The sequence below is a fragment of the Gelidibacter sp. genome, from assembly GCF_035577925.1.
GTDB lineage: Bacteria > Bacteroidota > Bacteroidia > Flavobacteriales > Flavobacteriaceae > Gelidibacter.
In genome coordinates, this window is the sequence record NZ_DATJCY010000130.1 from 1 (window position 1) to 22,468 (window position 22,468).

At 35.8% G+C, this 22,468-nt stretch carries 21 protein-coding genes; 14 read left to right on the plus strand and 7 right to left on the minus strand.

The window, feature by feature from the left end; genetic code table 11:
- Together VNJ50_RS04390 and VNJ50_RS04395 are read right to left on the minus strand one after the other, a co-directional pair.
- A partial coding sequence (locus tag VNJ50_RS04390) for a CPBP family intramembrane glutamic endopeptidase (RefSeq protein WP_325579423.1) occupies window positions 1-795 on the minus strand: 795 nt, incomplete at its 3' end.
- Between the two features lie 6 nt (window positions 796-801).
- A complete protein-coding gene (locus VNJ50_RS04395; RefSeq protein WP_325579425.1) occupies window positions 802-1,836 on the minus strand; it encodes an o-succinylbenzoate synthase in 1,035 nt (344 codons plus the stop codon).
- A 124-nt stretch (window positions 1,837-1,960) separates the two neighbouring features.
- Between VNJ50_RS04395 and VNJ50_RS04400 the strand changes: the two genes are divergently transcribed.
- The 3 genes from VNJ50_RS04400 (at window position 1,961) to VNJ50_RS04410 (ending at window position 4,869) form a co-directional block, all read left to right on the plus strand.
- On the plus strand, window positions 1,961-2,863 hold the full coding sequence (locus VNJ50_RS04400) for a sterol desaturase family protein (RefSeq protein ID WP_325579427.1): 903 nt from the start codon (window positions 1,961-1,963) through the stop codon (window positions 2,861-2,863).
- A gap of 47 nt (window positions 2,864-2,910) precedes the next feature.
- Window positions 2,911-3,702: an SDR family oxidoreductase gene (locus VNJ50_RS04405; RefSeq protein WP_325579429.1), complete on the plus strand. Its 792-nt coding sequence runs from the start codon at window positions 2,911-2,913 to the stop codon at window positions 3,700-3,702.
- Between the two features lie 297 nt (window positions 3,703-3,999).
- On the plus strand, window positions 4,000-4,869 hold the full coding sequence (locus VNJ50_RS04410) for a cation diffusion facilitator family transporter (protein ID WP_325579431.1): 870 nt from the start codon (window positions 4,000-4,002) through the stop codon (window positions 4,867-4,869).
- A gap of 34 nt (window positions 4,870-4,903) precedes the next feature.
- Here the strand turns inward: VNJ50_RS04410 and VNJ50_RS04415 are convergent, their stop codons facing one another.
- Window positions 4,904-6,259 carry a DEAD/DEAH box helicase gene (locus VNJ50_RS04415; RefSeq protein WP_325579433.1) on the minus strand — a complete coding sequence of 452 codons (1,356 nt, stop codon included), beginning with the start codon at window positions 6,257-6,259 and terminating at the stop codon, window positions 4,904-4,906.
- Between the two features lie 101 nt (window positions 6,260-6,360).
- Complete coding sequence (locus VNJ50_RS04420; RefSeq protein ID WP_325579435.1) at window positions 6,361-7,374, minus strand: LLM class flavin-dependent oxidoreductase; 1,014 nt, start codon at window positions 7,372-7,374, stop codon at window positions 6,361-6,363.
- A gap of 390 nt (window positions 7,375-7,764) precedes the next feature.
- Between VNJ50_RS04420 and VNJ50_RS04425 the strand changes: the two genes are divergently transcribed.
- The gene (locus VNJ50_RS04425) at window positions 7,765-7,992 is read left to right on the plus strand and encodes a CDGSH iron-sulfur domain-containing protein (protein ID WP_325579436.1); all 228 of its coding nucleotides are present in this window, start codon (window positions 7,765-7,767) and stop codon (window positions 7,990-7,992) included.
- Window positions 7,993-8,288: 296 nt separating this feature from the next.
- Here the strand turns inward: VNJ50_RS04425 and VNJ50_RS04430 are convergent, their stop codons facing one another.
- A complete protein-coding gene (locus tag VNJ50_RS04430; protein WP_325579438.1) occupies window positions 8,289-8,660 on the minus strand; it encodes a hypothetical protein in 372 nt (123 codons plus the stop codon).
- A gap of 204 nt (window positions 8,661-8,864) precedes the next feature.
- Between VNJ50_RS04430 and VNJ50_RS04435 the strand changes: the two genes are divergently transcribed.
- From VNJ50_RS04435 to rapA, 6 genes are all read left to right on the plus strand, one after another.
- Window positions 8,865-9,014, plus strand: a complete 150-nt coding sequence (locus VNJ50_RS04435) for a hypothetical protein (protein ID WP_325579440.1) — start codon at window positions 8,865-8,867, stop codon at window positions 9,012-9,014.
- Between the two features lie 418 nt (window positions 9,015-9,432).
- Window positions 9,433-10,578 (plus strand): sensor histidine kinase, encoded by a 1,146-nt coding sequence (locus VNJ50_RS04440; RefSeq protein WP_325579442.1) that lies wholly within the window; start codon window positions 9,433-9,435, stop codon window positions 10,576-10,578.
- A 182-nt stretch (window positions 10,579-10,760) separates the two neighbouring features.
- The gene (locus VNJ50_RS04445; protein ID WP_325579444.1) at window positions 10,761-11,498 is read left to right on the plus strand and encodes a dienelactone hydrolase family protein; all 738 of its coding nucleotides are present in this window, start codon (window positions 10,761-10,763) and stop codon (window positions 11,496-11,498) included.
- Window positions 11,499-11,591: 93 nt separating this feature from the next.
- On the plus strand, window positions 11,592-12,278 hold the full coding sequence (locus tag VNJ50_RS04450; RefSeq protein WP_325579446.1) for an RNA pseudouridine synthase: 687 nt from the start codon (window positions 11,592-11,594) through the stop codon (window positions 12,276-12,278).
- A 5-nt stretch (window positions 12,279-12,283) separates the two neighbouring features.
- Window positions 12,284-13,003: a DsbA family oxidoreductase gene (locus VNJ50_RS04455; protein ID WP_325579448.1), complete on the plus strand. Its 720-nt coding sequence runs from the start codon at window positions 12,284-12,286 to the stop codon at window positions 13,001-13,003.
- Window positions 13,004-13,021: 18 nt separating this feature from the next.
- A complete protein-coding gene (gene rapA, locus VNJ50_RS04460) occupies window positions 13,022-15,850 on the plus strand; it encodes an RNA polymerase-associated protein RapA (RefSeq protein WP_325579450.1) in 2,829 nt (942 codons plus the stop codon).
- A gap of 53 nt (window positions 15,851-15,903) precedes the next feature.
- On the opposite strand, the gene VNJ50_RS04465 is transcribed toward rapA, so the two are convergent.
- Both VNJ50_RS04465 and VNJ50_RS04470 read right to left on the minus strand, forming a co-directional pair.
- Window positions 15,904-16,266, minus strand: a complete 363-nt coding sequence (locus VNJ50_RS04465) for a hypothetical protein (RefSeq protein ID WP_325579451.1) — start codon at window positions 16,264-16,266, stop codon at window positions 15,904-15,906.
- A gap of 125 nt (window positions 16,267-16,391) precedes the next feature.
- Entirely contained in the window at window positions 16,392-16,847 is a 456-nt protein-coding gene (locus tag VNJ50_RS04470) for a universal stress protein (protein WP_325579453.1), read from the minus strand.
- 432 nt (window positions 16,848-17,279) lie between these two features.
- Here VNJ50_RS04470 and VNJ50_RS04475 point away from each other — a divergent pair, with 432 nt between their 5' ends.
- From VNJ50_RS04475 to VNJ50_RS04490, 4 genes are all read left to right on the plus strand, one after another.
- Window positions 17,280-18,320, plus strand: coding sequence for a class I fructose-bisphosphate aldolase (locus VNJ50_RS04475; protein ID WP_325579455.1), 1,041 nt, complete (start codon window positions 17,280-17,282; stop codon window positions 18,318-18,320).
- A gap of 217 nt (window positions 18,321-18,537) precedes the next feature.
- Window positions 18,538-19,845: an NAD(P)/FAD-dependent oxidoreductase gene (locus tag VNJ50_RS04480; RefSeq protein WP_325579457.1), complete on the plus strand. Its 1,308-nt coding sequence runs from the start codon at window positions 18,538-18,540 to the stop codon at window positions 19,843-19,845.
- Window positions 19,842-21,851 carry a transketolase gene (gene tkt, locus VNJ50_RS04485; protein ID WP_325579459.1) on the plus strand — a complete coding sequence of 670 codons (2,010 nt, stop codon included), beginning with the start codon at window positions 19,842-19,844 and terminating at the stop codon, window positions 21,849-21,851. The genes VNJ50_RS04480 and tkt overlap by 4 nt, the downstream gene beginning before the upstream one ends.
- A gap of 82 nt (window positions 21,852-21,933) precedes the next feature.
- Window positions 21,934-22,395, plus strand: a complete 462-nt coding sequence (locus VNJ50_RS04490; protein ID WP_325579461.1) for an RpiB/LacA/LacB family sugar-phosphate isomerase — start codon at window positions 21,934-21,936, stop codon at window positions 22,393-22,395.
- Window positions 22,396-22,468 lie beyond the last annotated feature (73 nt).

Below are 22,468 nucleotides of genomic sequence, written 5' to 3' on the forward strand. Positions count from 1 at the left end.
CATGTCCTTTAAAACGGAGTGCGTCTGGAACGCCGTCCAATCGGCAGTAACCAATAAAGCGGTGAACAAATTATTTGCCGCATGAAAACCCAATGCCAACTCCAGACCTTCATCCATTAACGTCATAATGCCAAGCATCAGACCAGTACCTATATAATAAACCATGATGATGGGACCAAGTTTATCAACTTCAGGATTTGCAATATGCAACATTCCAAAAACCACAGAAGTGATGAGCAAAGGAATCCATTTTGATTTTGTAGCTACGCCAATACCTTGCATCAAATAGCCTCTGAATAAATATTCTTCAAAACTAGTTTGCAAAGGGACCAAAAGAATTGCAATCACACATAAAATAAGGAATGGCTTTAAATTAAAGTTCAAAACATAATCTTCTGGCGACATAAAACAGCCTATTAAAATCATACCGGAAGATACGGCACCCCAACAGAAAAAAATAAACCAAAAACGTTTCCAATCTATTTTTGGTCGTGCTGTGGTCAAAGCTGTAATTGATTGATTATGTAACCATTTTACGGCTGCTAATAAAAATAATAAACCACCTGCAAAAGGAAGTAAGATAAATACCAAGTTGACATTAGGCTCAAACAATCCCATTAAATACATGGTGTCGTTCATTCGGGATTGGTCAATTGTTCCTCCTTGCATAGTTTTTAAGAGCACGCCAATGGCATGAGGTATTGAAAAAACAAAAACTCCTGCTATGGCAATTATCAACCCGACCACATAGCGCCATCCTTCATGCAATCCTTTAAATGCTTGAGCTATATACATATTTATTTATAAATTAAAATTCCAATGTGCTGTTTTACGGTACTGCAATTTACCATTTTTCACTTCTAGCGGACTGTCAAAATTGTTGGTATATAAGCCACTCGTGCCAAGACCTTGAGGTTTATTGCTTTGTAAAGTGTAGGTCCATTGTGCAATGGCATTTAGGCCAATATTACTTTCCAAAGCACTTGTTATCCAATAACCTGTTTTTGCATTTTCAGCAGCTTCTATCCAAGCCGCACTACCCGAAAATCCGCCTACCAAAGTTGGTTTTAAAATAATATATTGCGGTTGAATGATTTGTAGTAAATCGTGCTTATTTGTTACATCAAAAACGCCAATTAATTCCTCATCCAACGCAATATCAAGAGGTGTCGTTTGGCACAATTTTGCCATTTCCTCCACTTGCCCTTGTTTGATAGGCTGTTCAATAGAATGTAATTGGTAATCTGACAAACGTTTCAATTTCTCCAAGGCATCAGCCGGCGAAAACGCGCCGTTGGCATCCACTCGCAATTCTATATCTTCTGCTGAAAAGTGAGTCCTGATGGATTTCAAAAGGTCTAATTCCGTTTGAAAATCGATGGCTCCAATTTTGAGTTTAATACAAGAAAAACCTTCTTCAATTTTAGTTTTTATTTGATCTTTCATAAAACTTTCCGTTCCCATCCAGATCAATCCATTAATCGGGATCTGATCTTGGGATTCCGTAAATTTGGAAGGAAATAATTCAAAAGGTTTGCCATTTTCCAAATCCAGAAATGCCATTTCTACACCAAACTGAATGCTTGGAAAGGCTTTTAATTTGTCCAGCAATACTTCTTTTCCCAAGAAAATATTTTTACAGGTCCAACTTAAAATTGCTTCAAAATCTGCACGATCATCAATGGACAAACCTTTGAACATGCCACATTCACCGATTCCCTTTTTTCCTTCGGAATCAATGATTATAAACCAAGTATCTTTAGTTTTGAGAATGCCCCGCGATGTACCGCTAGGTTGTTTAAACTGCAGTGTGTATTTCTGAAATGTTGCTGTCATAATTATGACCAAAAATAGTCAAATAATTTTGTATTTTTAGGAATGGAAAGACAACTATCAATTGTAATTCATTCAACAAAATCATAATCCTAATTAAACCAAACCACTAAACTACATTTCACATATGCCAGAATTTCCAAATATCATTCTTTATGCCATTCCATTTTTTATCATTTCGATGTTGTTGGAACTTTATGTTAGCATCAAACAACACCGAAAAACCTATGAAGTTAAAGATGCTTTTACTTCCATAACTATGGGATTGGGCAATGTTTTTTTAGGTTTTATCAGTAAAGCTATTGTTATTGGTGCATTCATGGTTATTTATGAAAACTTAAGAATTTTTACCATTCCTTTGGCTTGGTGGAGTTTTGTTTTGCTTTTTTTTGCTGATGACTTCTCGTATTATTGGTTTCATCGCATTTCGCACGAAAATCGTTTTTTTTGGGCCTCGCATGTCGTGCACCACTCTTCTGAACATTATAATTTAAGTACAGCATTGCGCCAAACTTGGTCTGGCGGTTTTTTTTCATTTGTATTTTGGTTGTGGCTACCTTTGATCGGGTTTCATCCTGGAATGATTTTATTACAGATGTCCGTTAGTTTATTGTATCAATTTTGGATTCATACCGAAGCCATAGATAAAATGCCCAAATGGTTTGAAGCGGTCATGAACACACCATCGCACCACAGGGTGCATCATGGGAGCAATCCCATATATTTAGATAGAAATCATGCCGGTATTTTAATTGTCTGGGACAAACTCTTTGGCACTTTCCAACCAGAACTTAAAGATGAAAAGGTAGTTTATGGTTTGGTATCCAACATCAAAACTCATAATCCATTAAAAGTTGCTTTTCATGAATGGATTGGAATGGGCAAAGATGTCTTTTTAGGAAAAAAATCACTCCAAGATCGGGCAAAATATATTGTAAAACCACCTGGATGGAAACACGACGGCACCGGAAAAATGAGCGATGATCTGCGCATGGAATGGCAGGAACAATCGTCAATCAAAATAGAGTAATAATTACAAAATAATCATTTTTCAATTTTATACTTAAATTCATCAACATGTATTTCGACAATAAGGTTATTTGGATTACTGGTGCTTCCAGCGGTATTGGCAAGGCGTTGGCACTAGCGCTATCGCAATATGATTGTAAATTGATTTTATCTGCACGTCGTACAGAAATTCTTGAAGATGTCAAAACGCAATGTAAAAACACGGAGCACGTGGCTGTATTACCTTTTGATTTAGCCGATTATGAAAAAATGGAGCCTGTTAGCTTAAAAGCCATCAACAGCTTTGGACACGTTGATATTCTTATAAATAATGGCGGCATCAGTCAAAGGTCATTAATCATGGATACGGATATTTCGGTATATAAAACCTTGATGGATGTTGATTATTTAGGAACGATAGCCTTGTCCAAAGCATTATTACCGCATTTTGTAAAGCGCAAAAGTGGCCATTTTGTAACGGTCACCAGTTTAATGGGTAAATTTAGTAGTCCGTACCGGTCCGGATATTGCGGTGCCAAACATGCTTTACATGGTTTTTTTGATGCTTTAAGATTAGAACACGAAAACGATCATATTAAGGTAACCTTGATCTGTCCAGGATTTGTGAACACGCAAGTAGCTCGAAATGCGATTACCGGAGATGGTAGTTTGCAGCAAACGCAAGATGCATCAACTGAAAATGGGTTGCATGTTGATGTTTTTGCAAAACGGATGCTCAAAGCAATAACCAAAGAAAAATTTGAAGCCTATATCGGTAAAAAAGAGGTTTTGGGAATTTATATCAAACGATTTTTCCCAAGAATGATACATAATGTAGTTTCTAAGAGCAAAGTACGCTAAAATTTCTATGCTTTTTTATGTTGAATTTACTAAGAGCCTGTTTAAATTTTAACGAAATATTTATTTTGTAGGGGTTTATTTTTCCTAGTTGACTTTTTATGCTCTTGTTAACATCCTCTAATTTTTTAAACTGGCTCTAAAACCACAAGGATTTAACTTAAATAATATATTATTGGGTCTGCGTGTATTAAAACTTGATATCGCCTTTTCTTTAGACTTATATTTACTAAATTCGTAGATGATGGCGCAAGTATTTAATCGCTTTTAAAAGGATTTGCGCAACTTAATCCAACCCAAATGACTCTTGAGAAATCTGCAATTAAAACCACCTATTTTAGTATTATTAGTAATACCATTTTAGCTATTATTAAAGTAGTTGCAGGAGTTTTTGGCAATTCGTACGCTTTAATTGCCGATGGTATAGAATCTACATCTGATATTTTTGCTTCCTTTTTAATATTAATAGGATTTAAATATGCCGAACGTCCTGCAGATGAAAACCACCCGTACGGACATGGTAAAATTGAACCAATAATTACCTTTGGTGTGGTTGCTTTTTTAGTTGTTTCAGCTACTATTATTGCCTATACAAGCATTCAAAATATTTCGACACCGCATCATCTACCTGAATCTTGGACATTGATTGTGTTGGGAATTATTATAATCTGGAAAGAAATTTCTTATCAAATTGTCATCCGGAAAAGTAAACTCACCAATAGCAGTTCACTTAAAGCCGATGCTTGGCACCATCGGAGTGATGCCATCACTTCTGTTATGGCTTTTATAGGAATTTCAATAGCTTTGATATTTGGCGAAGGTTATGAAAATGCCGATGACTGGGCCGCATTATTTGCTTCAGCTTTTATTTTGTATAACAGTTATTTGATCTTAAGACCGGCTTTGGGCGAAGTGATGGACGAACAACTTTACGATGGTCTCATTATGCAAATTAGAAAACGATCATTGGAAGTTTCTGGGGTTTTAGCCACCGAAAAATGTTTTGTAAGAAAATCGGGAATGAAATTCCACGTCGATTTACATGTTATTGTAGATGGTGAAATCTCAGTCATTGCCGGACACGACATTGCACACCACGTCAAAGATCATTTAGTAGCTAAAATACCCAATCTTGGAAATGTGCTGATCCACATTGAACCAAATGAATAACAAGTATCTTCCGATATCCTAGCATTCTTTTGGATTATTTGCCATTGGGATGTGTTCTTCTTGTTTTTTTGGAAACTTCTGGTTTTGAATCAACACCGCCAGATTCTATTAAATAATTGGCCAAAAGTTTGTCTATCAATTCTTCTTTTGTCAAATGATGGAATATGGTTTTAATCTGTGCTCTAAAATCATTCGAAACCTCGCGATTGGGTTTGGTTTTAAATACTTTTCTAGCCCATAAAAGCGCATTATTTTCTTCGATACTTTGCGCATCTGCTTTTTGAAATTCTGTAAAAACAATACCTAACTCATTTTCAAAATCAGCTATATCTTCAACTTCATCCTCTTGTAAAATAGTTAGTGACAATCCGTTGGCTCCTGCCCGTGCCGTTCTGCCACTCCGATGCACATAAGCTTCATAAGTATCGGGAAGATGGTAATTGATTACAAATGAAACATTTTTAACGTCAATGCCACGCGCTGCCAAATCGGTAGCAACAAGCAGATTAAGATGGCCATCCCTAAATTGGCCCATCACCCGATCGCGAATGCCTTGCGTTAAACTGCCGTGCAACGCACCTGATGAAAATTTGTTGATCGCCAGATTTTTTGCAAGTTTATTTACAGCTGCTTTGGTCTTACAAAAAATAATGCCCTGTTGTCCTTCTCTACTGTTCAAAAAATGAAGCAAAACGTCGAGTTTTTCAATTGGCTCTACCACAACATATTGGTGATCGATACCTAAATGTCCCACGGTTTCCATATCGGTTTCAATATGAATTACATTTTTGGACATATAGTTCTGAACTAATTGTTTTAATGCTCCTGGCATGGTAGCAGTAAAAAGAAACGTCCGTTTTGATCTAGGAATTTCCTTAACAATATGGTCAATATCCTCTTTTAAAGCACTGATCATTTCATCAGCTTCATCCAAGACAAAATATTTAGTGGTTTTAATATTTATAACCTCACGTTTTATCAAATCCACCAAACGACCAGGTGTTGCAACCAAAATATGTGTTGTTGATTCCAAACGTTCTATCTGAGGTTTTAAGGGAATACCACCAAATAAACCCGCAATAGAAATATTGGGACTATGGGCTGCAAATGCCAATAAGTTATTATAAACTTGCTGACCCAATTCGCGTGTTGGCGTTAAAATTACAGCCTGAATATTTTCGTTATTTATATCAATCAATTGGAGCAAAGGCAGGCCAAAAACAGCCGTTTTACCGGTACCCGTTTTAGCCAAAACAACAACATCTTCTTTTTGTTTTAGAATTACAGGAATTGTTTTTTCCTGAATATCGGTAGGAACAGAAATGTGCAAACTGGTTAAACTTTTCTGTAATTGATCATTAATTCCTAAGTCGGAAAATTGTCTTGACATACCCTTAATTTTTGACAAAGATAACGACAGTTTTTCAGAGAAGGTAGGACAATGATTAGAATTATATACGATATAAAATCTGGCTCTAAAAATTATTTAAGTTACTTTTCTGCATTTAGCTCATCCATAATTTCGGCAAATAATTCATAAGACTTGATTCTATCCATCACATCATAAATATTAGTAACGGCAATGAGTTCATCGGCTTTGGTTTGGTTTAAAAACGCTCTCACCTGCTCCTTTACTGTAGCTTTTGTGCCAATGAATGAATACTTCAACATTTGGTGAATTTGCGGATGTTGCATAACGTCCATAAGATCCTGAGTCATTGGTGCTGGCGGTTGTAGATATTCTCTTTTTCCTGTAAAAATCCCCAAAAACATTCGTATTAATGAAGTTGCAAAACTCTGGGCTTCTTCATCAGTTTCTGCAATAATAATATTGACTCCCGCCATAACATAAGGTTTTTGGAGAAATTCCGAAGGCTGAAAATTATTTCTGTAGATGGTAATCGCTTCATCTAAATATTTTGTAGCAAAGTGACTGGCAAACGCATAAGGCATTCCTTTTTTTGCTGCCAAATGTGCACTGTCTGTACTTGAACCCAGAATATAAATAGGAACGTTAACTCCTTCTGCAACTGTTGCCCGCACTTTAGAATGCACATTGTCCAAAGAAAAATATTTTTGTATTTCTGCCATATTCTCAGGAAACGAATGGGCAGCCTGCATAAAATCAGGACGAATTGCGTGAGCCGTTTCCCTATCGGTTCCTGGTGCTCTGCCAAGCCCTAAATCGATGCGGTTAGGATATAAAGATCCCAAAGTTCCAAACTGTTCGGCTACAATTAATGGCGAATGGTTGGGCAACATAATTCCACCAGATCCAACACGAATGGAATTGGTTCCTTCGGCAATATATCCGATAAGAATTGAAGTAGCACTACTACCAATATTAACAGCATTGTGATGCTCGGCCAACCAAAAACGTGTGTAATTAAATTTTTCGGCGTGTTGTGCCAGTTTCAACGAATTGCTAAATGTTTCTTTAAGGCTATGCCCTTCAGAAACTAAGGCGAGTTCTAAAATGGAATATGCTGATTTTGAAAGATTCATATATTGTTAAGTTATGGGATATTAAAATTTAATGATTTTTATCCTAAACCACGAAATTACAGCATTAATTCCTGTTTTACTGTTAGGGCAATGTTAATCCGATTAAGAGATCATGAGCTTCCTATGATCTAACTTCTATGGATATCAGTTATAATTTAGAAATGAAAATATAGTGTTATTTTAATAGTTTAAATGGTTATAAAATTCTAAAGAATATATCAACCTTTACAATAATTGAAATATTTGCTATGATAGTGACCGTTTTTAGGTATGTTGCCGAATTATTTTCAGAAAGCAATTAAGAAGTTTTTTTATTAAACTGATATGATCTGAATATTCATAAAGTCTATTCAAATTTCAATAAATAATAATCACTAAAAAATAACAACGATGAGCAAAACAACCTTAAAAGTAAATAACAACGGTTCACTAAGAATAAGTGGCGATTTTGAAATTGTCGATAAAGATGGAAATGTCTATGACCTTGGTGGTCGTGATGTTATTTCGCTATGTAGATGCGGACTTTCAGCCAATAAACCGTTTTGTGATGGTTCACATAGAAATCATTTTGAACATGACGCTGTAGCTTTTGACCTGCCTCCAAAACCTGGTATATAAACTGGTTTATAGAAAACACCGCTTACCAACAAACACAGCTTAAGTTGCTAAAAAACTGGACCTTAAATCTCTAGGACTTTCACCCTTAAGATTTTAAAAACCCAATTGAAGTAACTTAAGCTTTGAATAACTTCTTTACTGGGATTCCTAAAATGAGGACCACGTTGTGTGTACTTAAACAAAGTCTCAACAAGCTGCGCACTCAATAATATTGAAAAAAATATCCATCGGAAACTACAGCGCATAAGCTTGTTGTATTATTTTAAAACAATAGTAGTAAAGAATCTACAAAATACTTATTCGTTTTGAAGCTTTTTAACTTCTTCATTGGCCAACACTAAATCATTAATTAAAGAGGTCAAAAAAACAGTTGCAGTGGTATTTGCAATGCCGTTGGTTTCAATCTGTTTGTTGATTTCGTTTAATTGTTCTTCTTTTTCAGCATCTGAGCGGAAAAACTTAAAACTCTGAATTTCGGCAAGTTTTGCATTTAAGCCTTGTCTTTGTTTTTTTAACTGATCCATCTTTACACGATGGTTACGGATATCATTTTCGATAACACAGACTTTGTGTACAGTGAGCAAACTATCCAGTTGTTTTTTATAATCCGTTTGGGCGGTTAATTCTATAGAAAATAACAATACAATCAATAAGATATATAGTCTCATACTATCAGTTATTTAAAACGCTGCAAAATTATACATTTTTCATGTTTAAAAATGTGATTCCCAGTAAATTTTAAACTTGAAAAATACGAATATCTGCGCTATACTCACCAATTCTATTAAAACTTAACTTTTAATGATAAAAATCATGTATTATGACTAGATGATGTGCTAGTTTTACTCCCAACAACCAAAAATAAAACAATCATGTACAAACCACTACTTTTGAATGCCAATTGGAATAACGGCGTTTTTATGATCGTCATTTTCGCTATCGTTTGTGTCTCATTGGTAGCTATTGTCGTTAATTTTATGATGAGCGATAAGAAAAAAAATGATTCAGAACCCACTGAATAGCTCATTTTATCAAAGTTTGATTAATTATAACATATTTTTATCGAGCTCTTGTTATCGATAAAAACAATGCGCTGTTTTGAATATTCAAACAAGACGTAGCGGATGTTTGTTTTCAAAAATACAACATTCAATCATTCATTATTATATGTAATAGGTCGTTGCATCCTAATCTTTCTTCACATTTAAAATTCAAGTTAAAAACTCTTGTGCTTTTTAATTTTATATGAACTAGGCGTTTTTAAATTTCTAATTTATTGATTTCAAATTAAATTCATTTGAAAATAAAATTTTGAATTTGTAAAAAAAATCTTAACTTTATTATGATTTCCCCTGATTAAACTTTTTAATAGTTTTTAAAATTTTGACTAAATAGACCATCATCTTATTTAGTACATTGTTTTTAATTTATACTATATATATGGCTTCATCTCAATCAGGATTACACAAACACAATTCCAATTCGACATTCGTTGACAATCGCAAATGGCAGCTTGCACTCCAATATTCAGACATTGGCATGTGGGAATTTGATGCTGCGTTAAACCGTGTTTACTTTTCTGAAGGTTCAAGAAAAATTATTGGAGTTACCGATCCTAATTTTGGAGTCGACCCACAGGACTGGAACAAACGTGTGCATCCCGACGATTTGGAAAAATATTATCAAGACTTTCAAGATCATTTGAATGGCTTGACATGCATGTATGAAAATCAACATCGAATACGTTGTGAAAATGGCACCTATAAATGGATTCGTGATAGAGGTAAAATTGTAGAATGGGACAAAAACAACAAAGTAAAGCGAGTAATTGGCACACATACCGATATTACCGCTCAAAAACAGCATGAAAACACCATAAACGACTCATTATTAATTGTTACTGAACACAATAACAAGCTCAAAAACTTTGCGCACATTGTCAGCCATAACCTTAAACAACATACAGGAAATTTTGAGAGTTTATTGGACTTTTATGAGGATAGCGATTCGGAAGAAGAGAAAAAAGAAATCATGAAACATTTGCGTGATCTTTCACTTTCATTAACAAAGACCATTGCCAACCTTCATGACATAGTAAGCGTACAAAACATTAAAACCAATAAAGTAAAAAAGATTTATCTTGCCAAGGAGATCGATCATATTTTGCGTACTCTTCATAGTGTGATTATTGAGAACAATGCTGTCATTAAAAATAATATAAACGAAAAATTATTTCTATATTTTAATTACTCCTATTTTGAAAGCATCATTCAAAATCTGCTTTCAAATGCCGTGAAATACAAACATCCTGATAGAAATCCTGTCATTTCTATTGATTGCGTATATGATAAGAAAGATTTTAAACTTATGGTTTCTGATAATGGAATAGGAATTGATCTCAATAAATATGGAAAAGATATTTTTGGACTGTACAAAACGTTCCATAAAAATAAAGATGCTGAAGGTATTGGATTGTATTTAATTAAAAATCAAATTGAAAATTTTGGAGGTGAAATTACGGTAGATAGCGAGGTTAATGTAGGAACCACGTTTACAATTCATGCTAGAAATAGAAGAAAAAACTGAGTATCTATAAATTAAAGTACATCCAGTTTTTTATAATTTTTTTTTAAAAAGGACATTCAACTTTCTGATACTAAAAATTTAATAATCTAAAAGCAACAAAGTCCATTTAGTTTTTTCACATCATCTCAATAAACAGAATACTCTTTTTCCATACCAACTTTTAACTTTATAAACACACAGCCATGAAAAAAAACTTAATCTTATTATCAACATTTTTTGTTACCTTAATAACTATGGCTCAAAACTTACAGGTCATTTCATATCAAGACGGTCAAATTCAACATCAAGGCGAAGCGATTATAGTGAAACCAGGAAATGCAGGAGTTTTAATTCTTCCTGCTTGGATGGGCATTGACAATGAAGCCCGAACCGCTGCAAAGGACTTGTCACAAAAAGGTTATAATGTATTTATTGCCGATATTTACGGACAAGCTGCAACTCCAAAAACACCTGAAGATGCAAAAAGGAATTCATCTTTCTACAAGGAAAACTATCAAAACTACCGTCATAAAATAGAAATCGCGCTTCAGGAATTCATCAAATTAGGAGCTAATAAAGATAAAATCGCCGTAATAGGTTATTGTTTTGGCGGCACTGGCACTTTGGAAGCGGCACGTGCCAACCTCCCTTTTACAGGCGTTGTTTCCATTCACGGCGGATTGAAAAAAGTGGACTCGACTTATAATAAAATCAATCCAAAAATATTGGTCGTACATCCAGCCGAAGATCAATCCGTTTCTGAGCAAGATATTGATCTTTTAATGGCCGAAATGCGAAAAGGCGAAGCCGATTGGCAATTTATTTATTATGCCGATAGCAAACATACATTTACAAATCCTGAATCTAAAGATTATAACCCAATTATGGCAAAACGGGCATGGCAACACACCTTACTTTTTCTGGATGAAGTTTTAAATTAGTAACAGTTAACTTCATAAATTCGATAAACTCAATAAACTGGAATATCTTTGTAATTAAATTAGAATTTTAAGATTCAAACACGCCACCAGTTAATGACCGAACTCGAAATAATACATGAAACCAACAATTATATTGTTGTCAACAAAAAAGCCGGACGTATCAGCGAAAAAAGTCCTTATGAATCGAACACAGTCGAAGATCAGGTTTTTCAATATCTTCTAAAAAACATCAAAAAACCTTATGTCGGCGTCGTTCATCGCTTAGATCGTGTAACCAGCGGCGTATTGATTTTTGCTAAGAAAAAAAGTATCTTAGCGGAATTAAATCTTCTTTTTAGTAGTCGAAAAGTACAAAAAACCTATTTGGCCATTGTATCAAGCAAACCACCAAAAAACAAAGGCACTTTAATAAATTTTTTGGTAAAAAATAATCTTGAGAAGAAAGCCGAAATTGTTCCTACAAAAACAAAAAACTCGCAAGACTGCCGGTTGACTTATGAAGTTATTGGCCAAAATAAATTTGGTTACCTCTTAAAGATCAATCCTACCACTGGCCGTTTTCATCAAATTAGAGCACAATTATCGCATTTGGGACTTCCAATTATTGGTGACAAAAAATATGGATCAGAACAAGAATATTTTCCACTTTCAATTGGTTTACATGCCTTGAAAATAGCTTATAAAATTCAAGATTCTGATGAATTAACAGTTTTTGAAGCAAAAATGCCCAACAATCCGTTTTGGAAATTCGAAGATATTATATCAACAAATAAAATATAACACTCATGGAAAACAAAATGAAAATAGAAATTTGGAGTGACGTCATGTGTCCGTTTTGCTATATAGGAAAAAGAAACCTTGAAGCTGCACTTGAGCAATTTGAGCACAAAAACAATATTGAAATAATCTGGAAAAGTTTTCAATTAGACCCCACCATTCCTGACGATGTTAATGAAAGTCATCAGGAATATCTTGAAAAACGCATAGGTTTGTCGGCAGCACAAGTAAAAAGTATGCTGGATAACGTGACGCAAACGGCCAAAAATGTTGGATTGGACTATGATTTGGATAAATCTGTCGTTGCCAATTCTTTTAATGCCCATAAACTCATACAATTTGCCAAAACAAAAAACTTGGGTGATGAAGCAGAAGAACAACTGTTTAAGGCATTTTTTATCGAAGGAAAAAATATCAATAATTTAGATACGCTTCTTGATTTAGGTAAAAAAATAGGTCTAGATGTCAATGAACTAAAAACCGCTTTGAATGATGAAAAATATGCAAATTTAGTAAATCAAGATATCCAAGAAGGTCAGCAAATTGGTGTTCAAGGTGTTCCTTTTTTTGTACTCAATAGGAAATATGCAGTTTCTGGCGCTCAGCCATCCCAGCTTTTTCTGGAAAGTTTAGAAAAAAGTTTTGACAATTGGCAAACACGGAATTCCATAACCAAATTAGACATTACTGAAGGGCAATCATGTACCACCGACGGTATTTGTGATTAAAAAATAAGAGCATCAACTATGGGGGATTTTTTTCCTAATCAGAGATATACAAGTACTGGAGAACCTGAACTTGGCTTGGGCATCGTTACAGACGTCAGCAAAGGAAGGGTTCAGATTTATTTTCCATTAGCTGATGAAACGCGATTGTACGCTTCAGAGAATGCACCTTTAAACCGTGTTGTTTTTAAAGTTGGAAATACCATTGTGGACAATAAAGGACAATCCATTGTCATTGAAAAAATACAGTTTGAAGATCAACTTTACAATTATTATGGTAATGGCAAAAAACTTCTGGAATCAGAAATTGCCGATGGTTCAGTAACCCATAGTGTTGACGACCGACTTTTTATGGGCGATGTAGATTCACCAGAACTATTTGCACTTCGAAGAGATACACTTTACCATAATTATAACCGAAGAATTTCTCCTGTACACGGATTTGTTGGTGCTAAAATAGACCTCATTCCCCATCAACTTTATATTGCACATGAAGTAAGCTCACGATTTGCACCGCGTGTACTATTGTCGGACCAAGTTGGATTGGGAAAAACTATCGAAGCGTGCTTAATTCTGCATCGTATGCTAATAACCGGTCGGGCATCACGAGCACTTATACTTGTGCCAGATTCGCTCGTGCACCAATGGTTTGTAGAATTACTTCGAAAATTTGGTTTATGGTTTAACATTTTTGATGAAGAACGTTGCATTTCTCTTGAAGAAAGTGCCCCCGATGGAAATCCGTTTTTGGACGATCAACTTGTTATTTGCAGTATTGATTTTTTAGCCAATTCACAAAAGAGAAGTCAACAAGCTATTTCTGCCAATTGGGATTTATTAATTGTAGATGAAGCCCATCATTTAGAATGGTCCGTTAATGATATAAGTCCTGAATATGCTATTGTAGAATTATTGTGCCATGCGGCAAAAGGATTGCTTTTGCTTACGGCAACTCCCGAACAATTAGGCGTAGAAAGTCATTTTGCACGTCTTAGATTACTTGATCCCAATAGATATAATAATCTTGAAGATTTTTTAAACGAAGCCAAAGATCAAAAAAACATAGCTGCCGTAGTTGAGAAATTGTTCAACAAAACCACATTAAATCAAAAAGATTACCAATTATTAGAAACTTTATTTCCTAAAGAACGGATTAGCGCTTTAGCTAAAAACGATGCTACTACAACTCATAATCTTATTGAAGATTTATTAGACCAACATGGACCGGGCCGCGTTATTTTTAGAAACACACGTTTGGCCATGAGCGGTTTCCCTAAACGCATCACGCATTTAGCTCCAATTGAGGTTGAAGAAAATCGTGAACAATGGCTTGAACGTGCCTCTCAAGAATTTGAGTTTGATAGAGATCCACATCTTAAAACAACCAAGGAACAAGAATTTTGGTTTGATAATGATCCGCGCGTCAAATGGGTTTTACAGAAAATGAAAGCTGTTTATCCTGAAAAAATAGTGCTCATTTGCACATCCAAAGAAAAAGTCCAAGCTTTGGAAGCTGCGATTGTAAGAGCTATTAATCTTAACGTGAGTGTTTTTCATGAAGACCTCACTCTTGTACAACGCGATAGAAATGCAGCTTGGTTTGCTGAACATGACAGAGCGCAAATCCTGCTATGCTCTGAAATAGGAAGTGAAGGCCGCAATTTTCAATTTGTACATCATCTGATCCTTTTTGATGTTCCGTTCCATCCCGAATTATTGGAGCAACGCATAGGCCGTTTGGATCGGATTGGACAGAAAAATGACATTCATATTCATGTGCCCTATCTTGTGGAAAGTCCACAGGAAATTCTTGTCAGATGGTATCATGAAGGTTTAAATGCCTTTACTACCAATCTTGAAGGTGGCAATCTCATTTCAAAGGTTTTTAAGGAACGATTAACAGAAATTATCCTTCTAAAAAAATCTAAAAATATAAGTTTTGAACTTGATCAACTCATTGCTGAAACTGTAAGTTTTCACGAAAAACTGAAAAAAAACCTTACTGAAGGTCGAGATAGGTTGCTGGAGATGAATTCATTTAGACCTAAAATTGCACAACAACTGATTCAGAAAATTAAATCTGAAGACAAAGATGCTACGCTTGAGAATTATCTGACCAAAGTTTTTCATCATTTTAACGTAGAAATGGAAGATCTGGCACCTAGGACTTATCTTTTACATCCCACTTCTCATAATTCAGAAGTTTTTCCTTCCATACCTTTAGAAGGCATTCAAGTAAGTTTTGATAGAAAACGTGCGCTCAGCCGAGAGGATATGAGCTTTTTAAGTTGGGACCATCCCATGGTCACAGGTGCCATAGACATGGTTTTGGGGTCAACGCTAGGAAATGCGAGTTATGCAATTATAAAAGGAATGGGCACTCCTGCCCTAGTGATCGAATTTATTTTTGTGCTTGAAACTGCTGGGAAACAAAACAATTCCATTGATCGATACCTCCCTCAAGCGCCGATAAGGATTGTTGTGGATCATTCTGGAAAAGAGGTGACAGAAAACTATTCGGTTGAATTTTTTAATAAAAATTTAAAAACAGGAAATGTCAATAGGCTTTTAGAAAACGACACTTTAGTTGAAAGTATATTGCCCAATATGATTTCTTCAGCCACTGAGATTGCAAAAAAAATAGGAGCAAATAAGATAGAAAAAGGTGTAAAAAGAATGGCACTCAAATTAGATCATGAAATTGATCGGCTTGTGGCATTGCAGAAAAACAATGGACATATTAGAGCTGACGAAATCCAATCCGCGATTGAAGAACGCGACCAATTAGCAACACTCATAAAAAACGCACGTGTACGGCTAGATGCCTTACAACTTATAAGAATAGAGTGATTTTTTTAATGTCTGTCTTGATAAATTGATTTTCAAACAAGCTCTGAGCTTTTTTAAAGTCGTGACAAATCGCTGGGTGTTTTCACAAATATGGCTTGATGCCCACGAATGGCAATCGGCTGCTTAATCAGCTGTGGATTTTTTTGCAAAATTTTGATCCAATCATCATCCGAAAAACTGTCGTCTTTATAACGTTCAAAATCTGGATGATCTTTGTTTACCAAACCATCAATAGGAACATGGAGCCTATCGGCGAGCTCTTCCAATTGCATTCCTGTAAACTTGTTTTTCAAAATATCAACATCACGTAACGCATAGCCTTCGCCTTTGGCGTAGCCTAAAGACTCTGCCCCAATTGGAGCATTTGGATCGTAAAACAACAGAATTTCGTATTCGGATACTGCTAATTCAGACATATTATTGTTTTTTAAAATTTTATCCTATAAAAATACAACGACGGTTTTATTTATTCTGCTACCTAAGTAGTGCAAAAAACATCCACAACGATTATGGGTTTTTCAATCCATATTTAAATAACCCATTAGTCCTTTATTGGAACCACCAACAATGGTATTTTGGAATGTTTAACAATTTTGGAAGCAATATTTCCCAACAGTAAATCTTCCCAACTACTTTGGCTATGGGTGCCAAGAACCAACAAATCGGCTTCCCACCGATCAGCAAAATTCAATATTTCATCGTAGGGATCACCCTCCAAGACTTTAGTTTCTAGATCTGGTTCTCCAAGATATTTAGCTATTGCCTCCAAAAAAGATTCGGCTTGCTCAAAAATACTTTTAGTAAACTCGGCATTGTTTTTTACCATAAAGCCAGCATAATCCATAGCTGGATCAAAATCTGAAACATAGATTGACGAATCATATATCACATGAATCAAAATAACTTCCGCATTTAAGGCCTTTCCATATTCATAGCCTATAGCCGCAATTTTTTCAGCTGACGAACTCGTATCCAAAGCAATGCATATTTTTTTCATGGTAATTAATTTATGATGAATTTTCATTTAATAATAACCGATATGCCAAAGGTATATGTTGTAAACCTTTAATATCCATTGTGTTTTGTTGTAAATGATTTCGAATCGCTACAAACTGAAAGACGTGGTTAACACCTATAAAATTACCAAAATAAAAATTAAATTTTCCAATTATTTAATAATTTATCGAAGAGATTTCAAAATAAATACACTTTATATACAAAAAACAGAGGTCGTTTATGATGTTTTCTTTTCCTGCTTTTAAATTTTATAAACATTCGTTATCAGCGTCATGTGGGAATATTATAATTTTAAAAAAATTCCATATAAACTTTCTTGGCTTCAGACACTTATCTTTATAGACCACTTCAGTAATATATTATTGATTTAGAATATTTTATTTAAAATATTTTCAAGACAACTCATTATCAGATGGATATCAATATATTAAATCAAACAGCACAAGCTATGGTTGCCCATAACAAAGGATTAATTGCTATGGATGAGAGCAACCCAACCTGCAACAAACGGTTTGCCGATTTAGGCATATTACAAACACCCGAAATGCGCAGGCGTTACCGAGAAATGATCATTACAACTCCCGGACTCAACAAAGGTATTAATGCTGCTATACTATATGATGAAACCGTTAGACAACGCCTATCTGATGATACATCATTTGTAAAAGCCGTTGAAGATGCTAGCATAATTCCCGGTATCAAAGTAGATATGGGTGCCAAAGATTTGGCAGGGTTTCCCAATGAAAAAATCACCGAAGGATTAGACAATCTGCGCAGCAGACTGACAGAATACAGCAAAATGGGAATTCGGTTTGCCAAATGGCGCGCGGTGATTACTATTGGCAATGGCATCCCAACGCCACGTTGTATTGTTAATAATGCGATGGGATTAGCTCAATACGCAGCACTTTGTCAAGAAGCCAACATGGTACCTATTGTTGAACCTGAAGTGTTAATGGATGGAAATCACGATTTGAAAACTTGTTTTTCAGTTACCGAACGTGTTTTACATGAGGTTTTTGAACAATTGTACAAACAACGTGTAATTAACGAAGGCATTATCTTAAAACCCAATATGATATTGCCAGGTACCAATTGCCCAGATCAAAGTAATACCGAAGAAATTGCCGAAATGACCGTAAAATGTTTATTACGAACGGTGCCTGCCTCAGTTCCGGGCATCGCTTTTTTATCAGGTGGACAGACCTCATCATTAGCAACGGCACGACTGAATGCCATGAATGCCCAATATAAATCTGAAATACCTTGGGCGCTCACCTTTTCGTTTAGCCGAGCACTACAATATCCGGCATTAGAAATTTGGAAAGGTTTGGACGAAAACTCTATAGCTGCGCAAAATGCCCTTTACCATCGTGTTCAACTTAATGCGAATGCCTGCCAAGGAAAATACCTATCGGAAATGGAAATTGAAGGACATCAAAGGCAATATTGACAATGAATTAAACATATAATATATTTTTTTAAAATAATAACAACTTGGTATGCCTTCTTAAAATTAGCCAAGTGTGAATAATATAAATTATGATTCGGGTTTTATAAGCTGTTCTAAAAACTAAATATTACCTTTAAGTCGGTCCTTCCATTTTTACTATATAGAAAGATCATGAAGAACAAGATCAACATAAAAACTAAGAACAGCGAATCAAAACATGTCAAAAAATCCTAAAGTAGTTATTATTGGTGCTGGTTTTGGCGGGGTACAGCTTGCCAAAAAATTTCATAAAAAGCCTGTTGAAGTGCTCCTAATTGATAGAAACAACTACCACAACTTTCAACCTTTAATGTATCAAGTAGCTACGGGTGGCCTTGAACCGGCGAGTATCGCTTATCCTGTACGCCGTATTTTTAGAAAATACAATAATGTGAGTTTCAGAATGGCAGAAGTATTATCCATTAATATTATCAATAAACAAGTTGTCACTTCAATTGGCGAAATTGATTATGACTATTTGGTCATTGCTTCGGGAAGTGAAAACAACTTTTATAATTTTGAAAGTGTCAAAGAAAAATTGTTCACTTTAAAATCTGTTCCAGATGCGTTGACGTTGAGAAACGGAATTTTCAGAAACCTTGAACAAGCTTTGGCACTCAACAGAAAAGAACCGCTTCATGAAATTATGAATATTGCCATTGTTGGTGGCGGACCAGCTGGTCTGGAATTGGCAGGTGCTCTGGCCGAAATGAAAAGATTTGTAATTCCGAAGGAGTTTCCCGAGTTGGAACTTGATAAAATGAGCATCAATCTTTATGAATCCAACGGATTATTATTAAAAGCCATGTCTGCCGAAGCTTCAAAAAAAAGCTATGAATACCTCAAGGATTTGGGCGTTAATATTTTTCTTAATTCAAGGGTTAAAACTTATGATGGCGATATTATAACGCTCGAAGATGGCAGTGAGTTTAGCACCAATACCGTTATATGGACGGCTGGTGTAAAAGGCTCTGTTATTAAAGGTCTTCCTGATGACGTTATTTTGAGTGGCAACCGAATTGCCGTGAATGAATTCAACCAAATATCAGGTTTTGATAATCTGTTTGCAATTGGAGATGTAGCAGCCTGCGTCACACCAAACGATCCAAGAGGATTACCGATGATGGCACCTGTGGCCAAACATCAGGGCAAAACCTTAGGTAAAAATATTTTAAAAAAAATAAAGAATCTGCCGATGGAACCTTTTGAATATCATAATAGAGGTGTCATGGCAACCATAGGAAGAAACAGAGCGGTTGTTGATTTGCCGCACTACCAATTCCAAGGGGTTTTTGCATGGTTTGTGTGGATGTTCATCCATATTTTCTCACTGGTTGGTTTCCGCAACAAAGTGGTAACTTTAATCGAATGGGCAGCTAATTACCTCAACTACGATCGCCCTTTAGGTCTGATTTTAAACTCTGCTGAAGTAGAAGCTCGAATATCGAAAATTGAAAAAACAAAAGAAAAAGCACAACCGTCATGAATGCTCAAAATTTAATTCAAAAAGCTATTGACACCGTAAGAATCCTATCTGCCGATGCCGTACAACATGCCAATTCCGGGCATCCTGGAACTCCAATGGCACTTTCACCATTAGGCCATATATTATGGTCAGAAATTATGCATTACAATCCCAAAAACCCTGAATGGGCTAATCGTGATCGGTTTATCCTATCGTGCGGACATGCGTGTATGCTTCAATACAGTTATTTGTATTTAACGGGTTATAAAATCACCCTCGATGATATTAAAAATTTTCGCCAATTACATAGCATCACGCCTGGTCATCCAGAATATGGACTTACACCAGGAATTGAAGTCACCACGGGTCCATTGGGACAAGGTTTTGCAAATGGTATCGGCATGGCCATTGCCGAATGCTATATGGCCGAACGGTATAACCAACCCGATTTTAAAATATTTGATTACAAAATATATGCAATCTGTAGTGATGGCGACCTTATGGAAGGTATTTCGGCAGAAGCAGCATCGCTCGCCGGCCGTCTTGGATTGGGAAACATCATTTACTTTTATGACAATAACCACATTACCATTGAAGGCGATACCAATCTGGCATTTAATGAAGATGTTTCCAAACGGTTTGAAGCCTATGGCTGGCATGTCCAAAATTTATCGGACATCAATGATTTACACGCACTTTCAAAAGCCATAAAAAATGCACAAGAGGAAACCAATCGACCGTCGCTCATTAAAATTCGTAGCCATATCGGTTATGGAAGTCCCAATAAACAGGATTCCGCAGCGGCACATGGCTCACCTTTAGGATTGGATGAATTGCGTTTGGTAAAAGAGCATTTTGGTTTTGATCCCGACAAAAATTTTATCATCCCTGATGAAGTTCTCGATTTTTATCGAAAAGCTGGCAAAAAGGCCGCTAAACATGAAGACGATTGGAATATATTATATAAAAACTATAAAAAACAATATCCCGAACTGGCCAATGAATATGAACGCATCACTTCAGGACAACTTCCGGACGGCTGGGAAAAAAGTTTGCCAACCTTTGACGCCAACACTAAATTGGCAACCCGAAAAGCTTCTGGAAAAACCTTAAATGCCATTGCAAAATATTTTCCGCAACTTATTGGCGGCTCTGCTGATTTGGCGCCATCTACTGATACCAATCTCGATGCGTACAAATCGTTTTCTTCAACCCATTATGAAGGACGAAACTTTCATTTCGGAATTCGTGAACATGCCATGGGTGCTGTAATTAACGGTATGGCACTGAGTAAATATTTGATTCCTTATGGGGCTACATTTTTGATTTTCTCCGATTATATGCGCCCTCCACTCCGACTGGCCGCGATTATGAACATCCGCCCAATAATGGTTTATACCCACGATACTATTGGTCTTGGCGAAGATGGTACAACTCATCAACCTGTTGAGCAATTGATAGGTTTGCGTTCGGTTCCAAACCTGACGGTCATCCGGCCTGCAGATGCCAATGAAACGGCACAAGCATGGCGCGTAGCCATCGAGCACACCAACGGTCCGGTTGCCATTGTTTTAACCCGTCAAGGAATTCCTGTAATCGATCAAAAGAAATACGCAAAAGCCAAAAATCTTGAAAAAGGCGCTTATATTCTTTCTGATTGTGAAGGACATCCAGATATCCTTCTCATGGCAACAGGATCGGAAGTGCATCTTATTTTGGAAGCGCAAGAGGTATTAAAAACAGATCATATTAATGCCCGAGTGATCAGCATGCCGTCCTGGGAATTATTTGATAAACAAAGTGCTGCTTATCACGAAAAAGTTTTACCTAAAAACATTAAAAAACGACTTGCCGTTGAAGCAGGTTCTTCCATCGGATGGATCAATTATGTAACCGATTCAGGTGCTATTATTGGGATTGATAAATTTGGCGAATCGGCTCCAGGAGAAGAGATTATGAATGAATATGGTTTTTCAGTAGAAAATATTGTCCAAAAAGCAAAAGCACTTCTTTCAAAAAAAGATTAAGAAATAGTATAACCTATTTACTAAAATTTTCTGCTCCTTAATTTAAGAAACAGACACTCACCTACTCTTAAATACTATAGAAATGCAAAAAGAACGTATCAAAAAAATAGGGATTTGCGCTGATCATGGTGGCTTTGAACTGAAAGAAAAAATGATAACGTTTTTAAAAAATAATCATTTTGAACCCATAGATTTTGGTGCCAAAACATTAAACAATGCCGATGATTATCCAGATTTTGTAATTCCCTTGGCAAAAGCGGTTGCAGTAAAAGAGGTTTATAGAGCCATTGCCATCTGTGGCAGTGGCGTTGGTGCTTGCATTGCTGCCAATAAAGTTTCGGGAGTTAGAGCAGCGCTAATTACCGATCATTTTTCGGCACATCAAGGTGTTGAAGATGACGATATGAATTTAATCTGCCTTGGTGGTCGAGTTACTGGATATACTAGTGCTGAAGAATTGGTATTGAGCTTTTTGAATGCTAAATTTATTGGTGCAGAAAGGCATGTGCGACGCTTGCAGAAAATTAAAGATTTGGAACAGTAAAAACACATTTTAAGTTCTTTATCCAAAATCAATTACAACGTTTTTAATCAAAAACAACAATTTAAATCAAACA

Coding starts and splice junctions, on each gene's coding strand:
- VNJ50_RS04445 (WP_325579444.1), top strand. CDS start 10,761: ATGAAAAAAAACTTAATCTTATTATCAACATTTTTTGTTACCTTAATA.
- VNJ50_RS04450 (WP_325579446.1), top strand. CDS start 11,592: ATGACCGAACTCGAAATAATACATGAAACCAACAATTATATTGTTGTC.
- rapA (WP_325579450.1), top strand. CDS start 13,022: ATGGGGGATTTTTTTCCTAATCAGAGATATACAAGTACTGGAGAACCT.
- tkt (WP_325579459.1), top strand. CDS start 19,842: ATGAATGCTCAAAATTTAATTCAAAAAGCTATTGACACCGTAAGAATC.
- VNJ50_RS04470 (WP_325579453.1), bottom strand. CDS start 16,847: ATGAAAAAAATATGCATTGCTTTGGATACGAGTTCGTCAGCTGAAAAA.
- VNJ50_RS04420 (WP_325579435.1), bottom strand. CDS start 7,374: ATGAATCTTTCAAAATCAGCATATTCCATTTTAGAACTCGCCTTAGTT.
- VNJ50_RS04425 (WP_325579436.1), top strand. CDS start 7,765: ATGAGCAAAACAACCTTAAAAGTAAATAACAACGGTTCACTAAGAATA.
- VNJ50_RS04435 (WP_325579440.1), top strand. CDS start 8,865: ATGTACAAACCACTACTTTTGAATGCCAATTGGAATAACGGCGTTTTT.
- VNJ50_RS04440 (WP_325579442.1), top strand. CDS start 9,433: ATGGCTTCATCTCAATCAGGATTACACAAACACAATTCCAATTCGACA.
- VNJ50_RS04490 (WP_325579461.1), top strand. CDS start 21,934: ATGCAAAAAGAACGTATCAAAAAAATAGGGATTTGCGCTGATCATGGT.
- VNJ50_RS04480 (WP_325579457.1), top strand. CDS start 18,538: ATGTCAAAAAATCCTAAAGTAGTTATTATTGGTGCTGGTTTTGGCGGG.
- VNJ50_RS04465 (WP_325579451.1), bottom strand. CDS start 16,266: ATGTCTGAATTAGCAGTATCCGAATACGAAATTCTGTTGTTTTACGAT.
- VNJ50_RS04405 (WP_325579429.1), top strand. CDS start 2,911: ATGTATTTCGACAATAAGGTTATTTGGATTACTGGTGCTTCCAGCGGT.
- VNJ50_RS04430 (WP_325579438.1), bottom strand. CDS start 8,660: ATGAGACTATATATCTTATTGATTGTATTGTTATTTTCTATAGAATTA.
- VNJ50_RS04475 (WP_325579455.1), top strand. CDS start 17,280: ATGGATATCAATATATTAAATCAAACAGCACAAGCTATGGTTGCCCAT.
- VNJ50_RS04410 (WP_325579431.1), top strand. CDS start 4,000: ATGACTCTTGAGAAATCTGCAATTAAAACCACCTATTTTAGTATTATT.
- VNJ50_RS04395 (WP_325579425.1), bottom strand. CDS start 1,836: ATGACAGCAACATTTCAGAAATACACACTGCAGTTTAAACAACCTAGC.
- VNJ50_RS04455 (WP_325579448.1), top strand. CDS start 12,284: ATGGAAAACAAAATGAAAATAGAAATTTGGAGTGACGTCATGTGTCCG.
- VNJ50_RS04400 (WP_325579427.1), top strand. CDS start 1,961: ATGCCAGAATTTCCAAATATCATTCTTTATGCCATTCCATTTTTTATC.
- VNJ50_RS04415 (WP_325579433.1), bottom strand. CDS start 6,259: ATGTCAAGACAATTTTCCGACTTAGGAATTAATGATCAATTACAGAAA.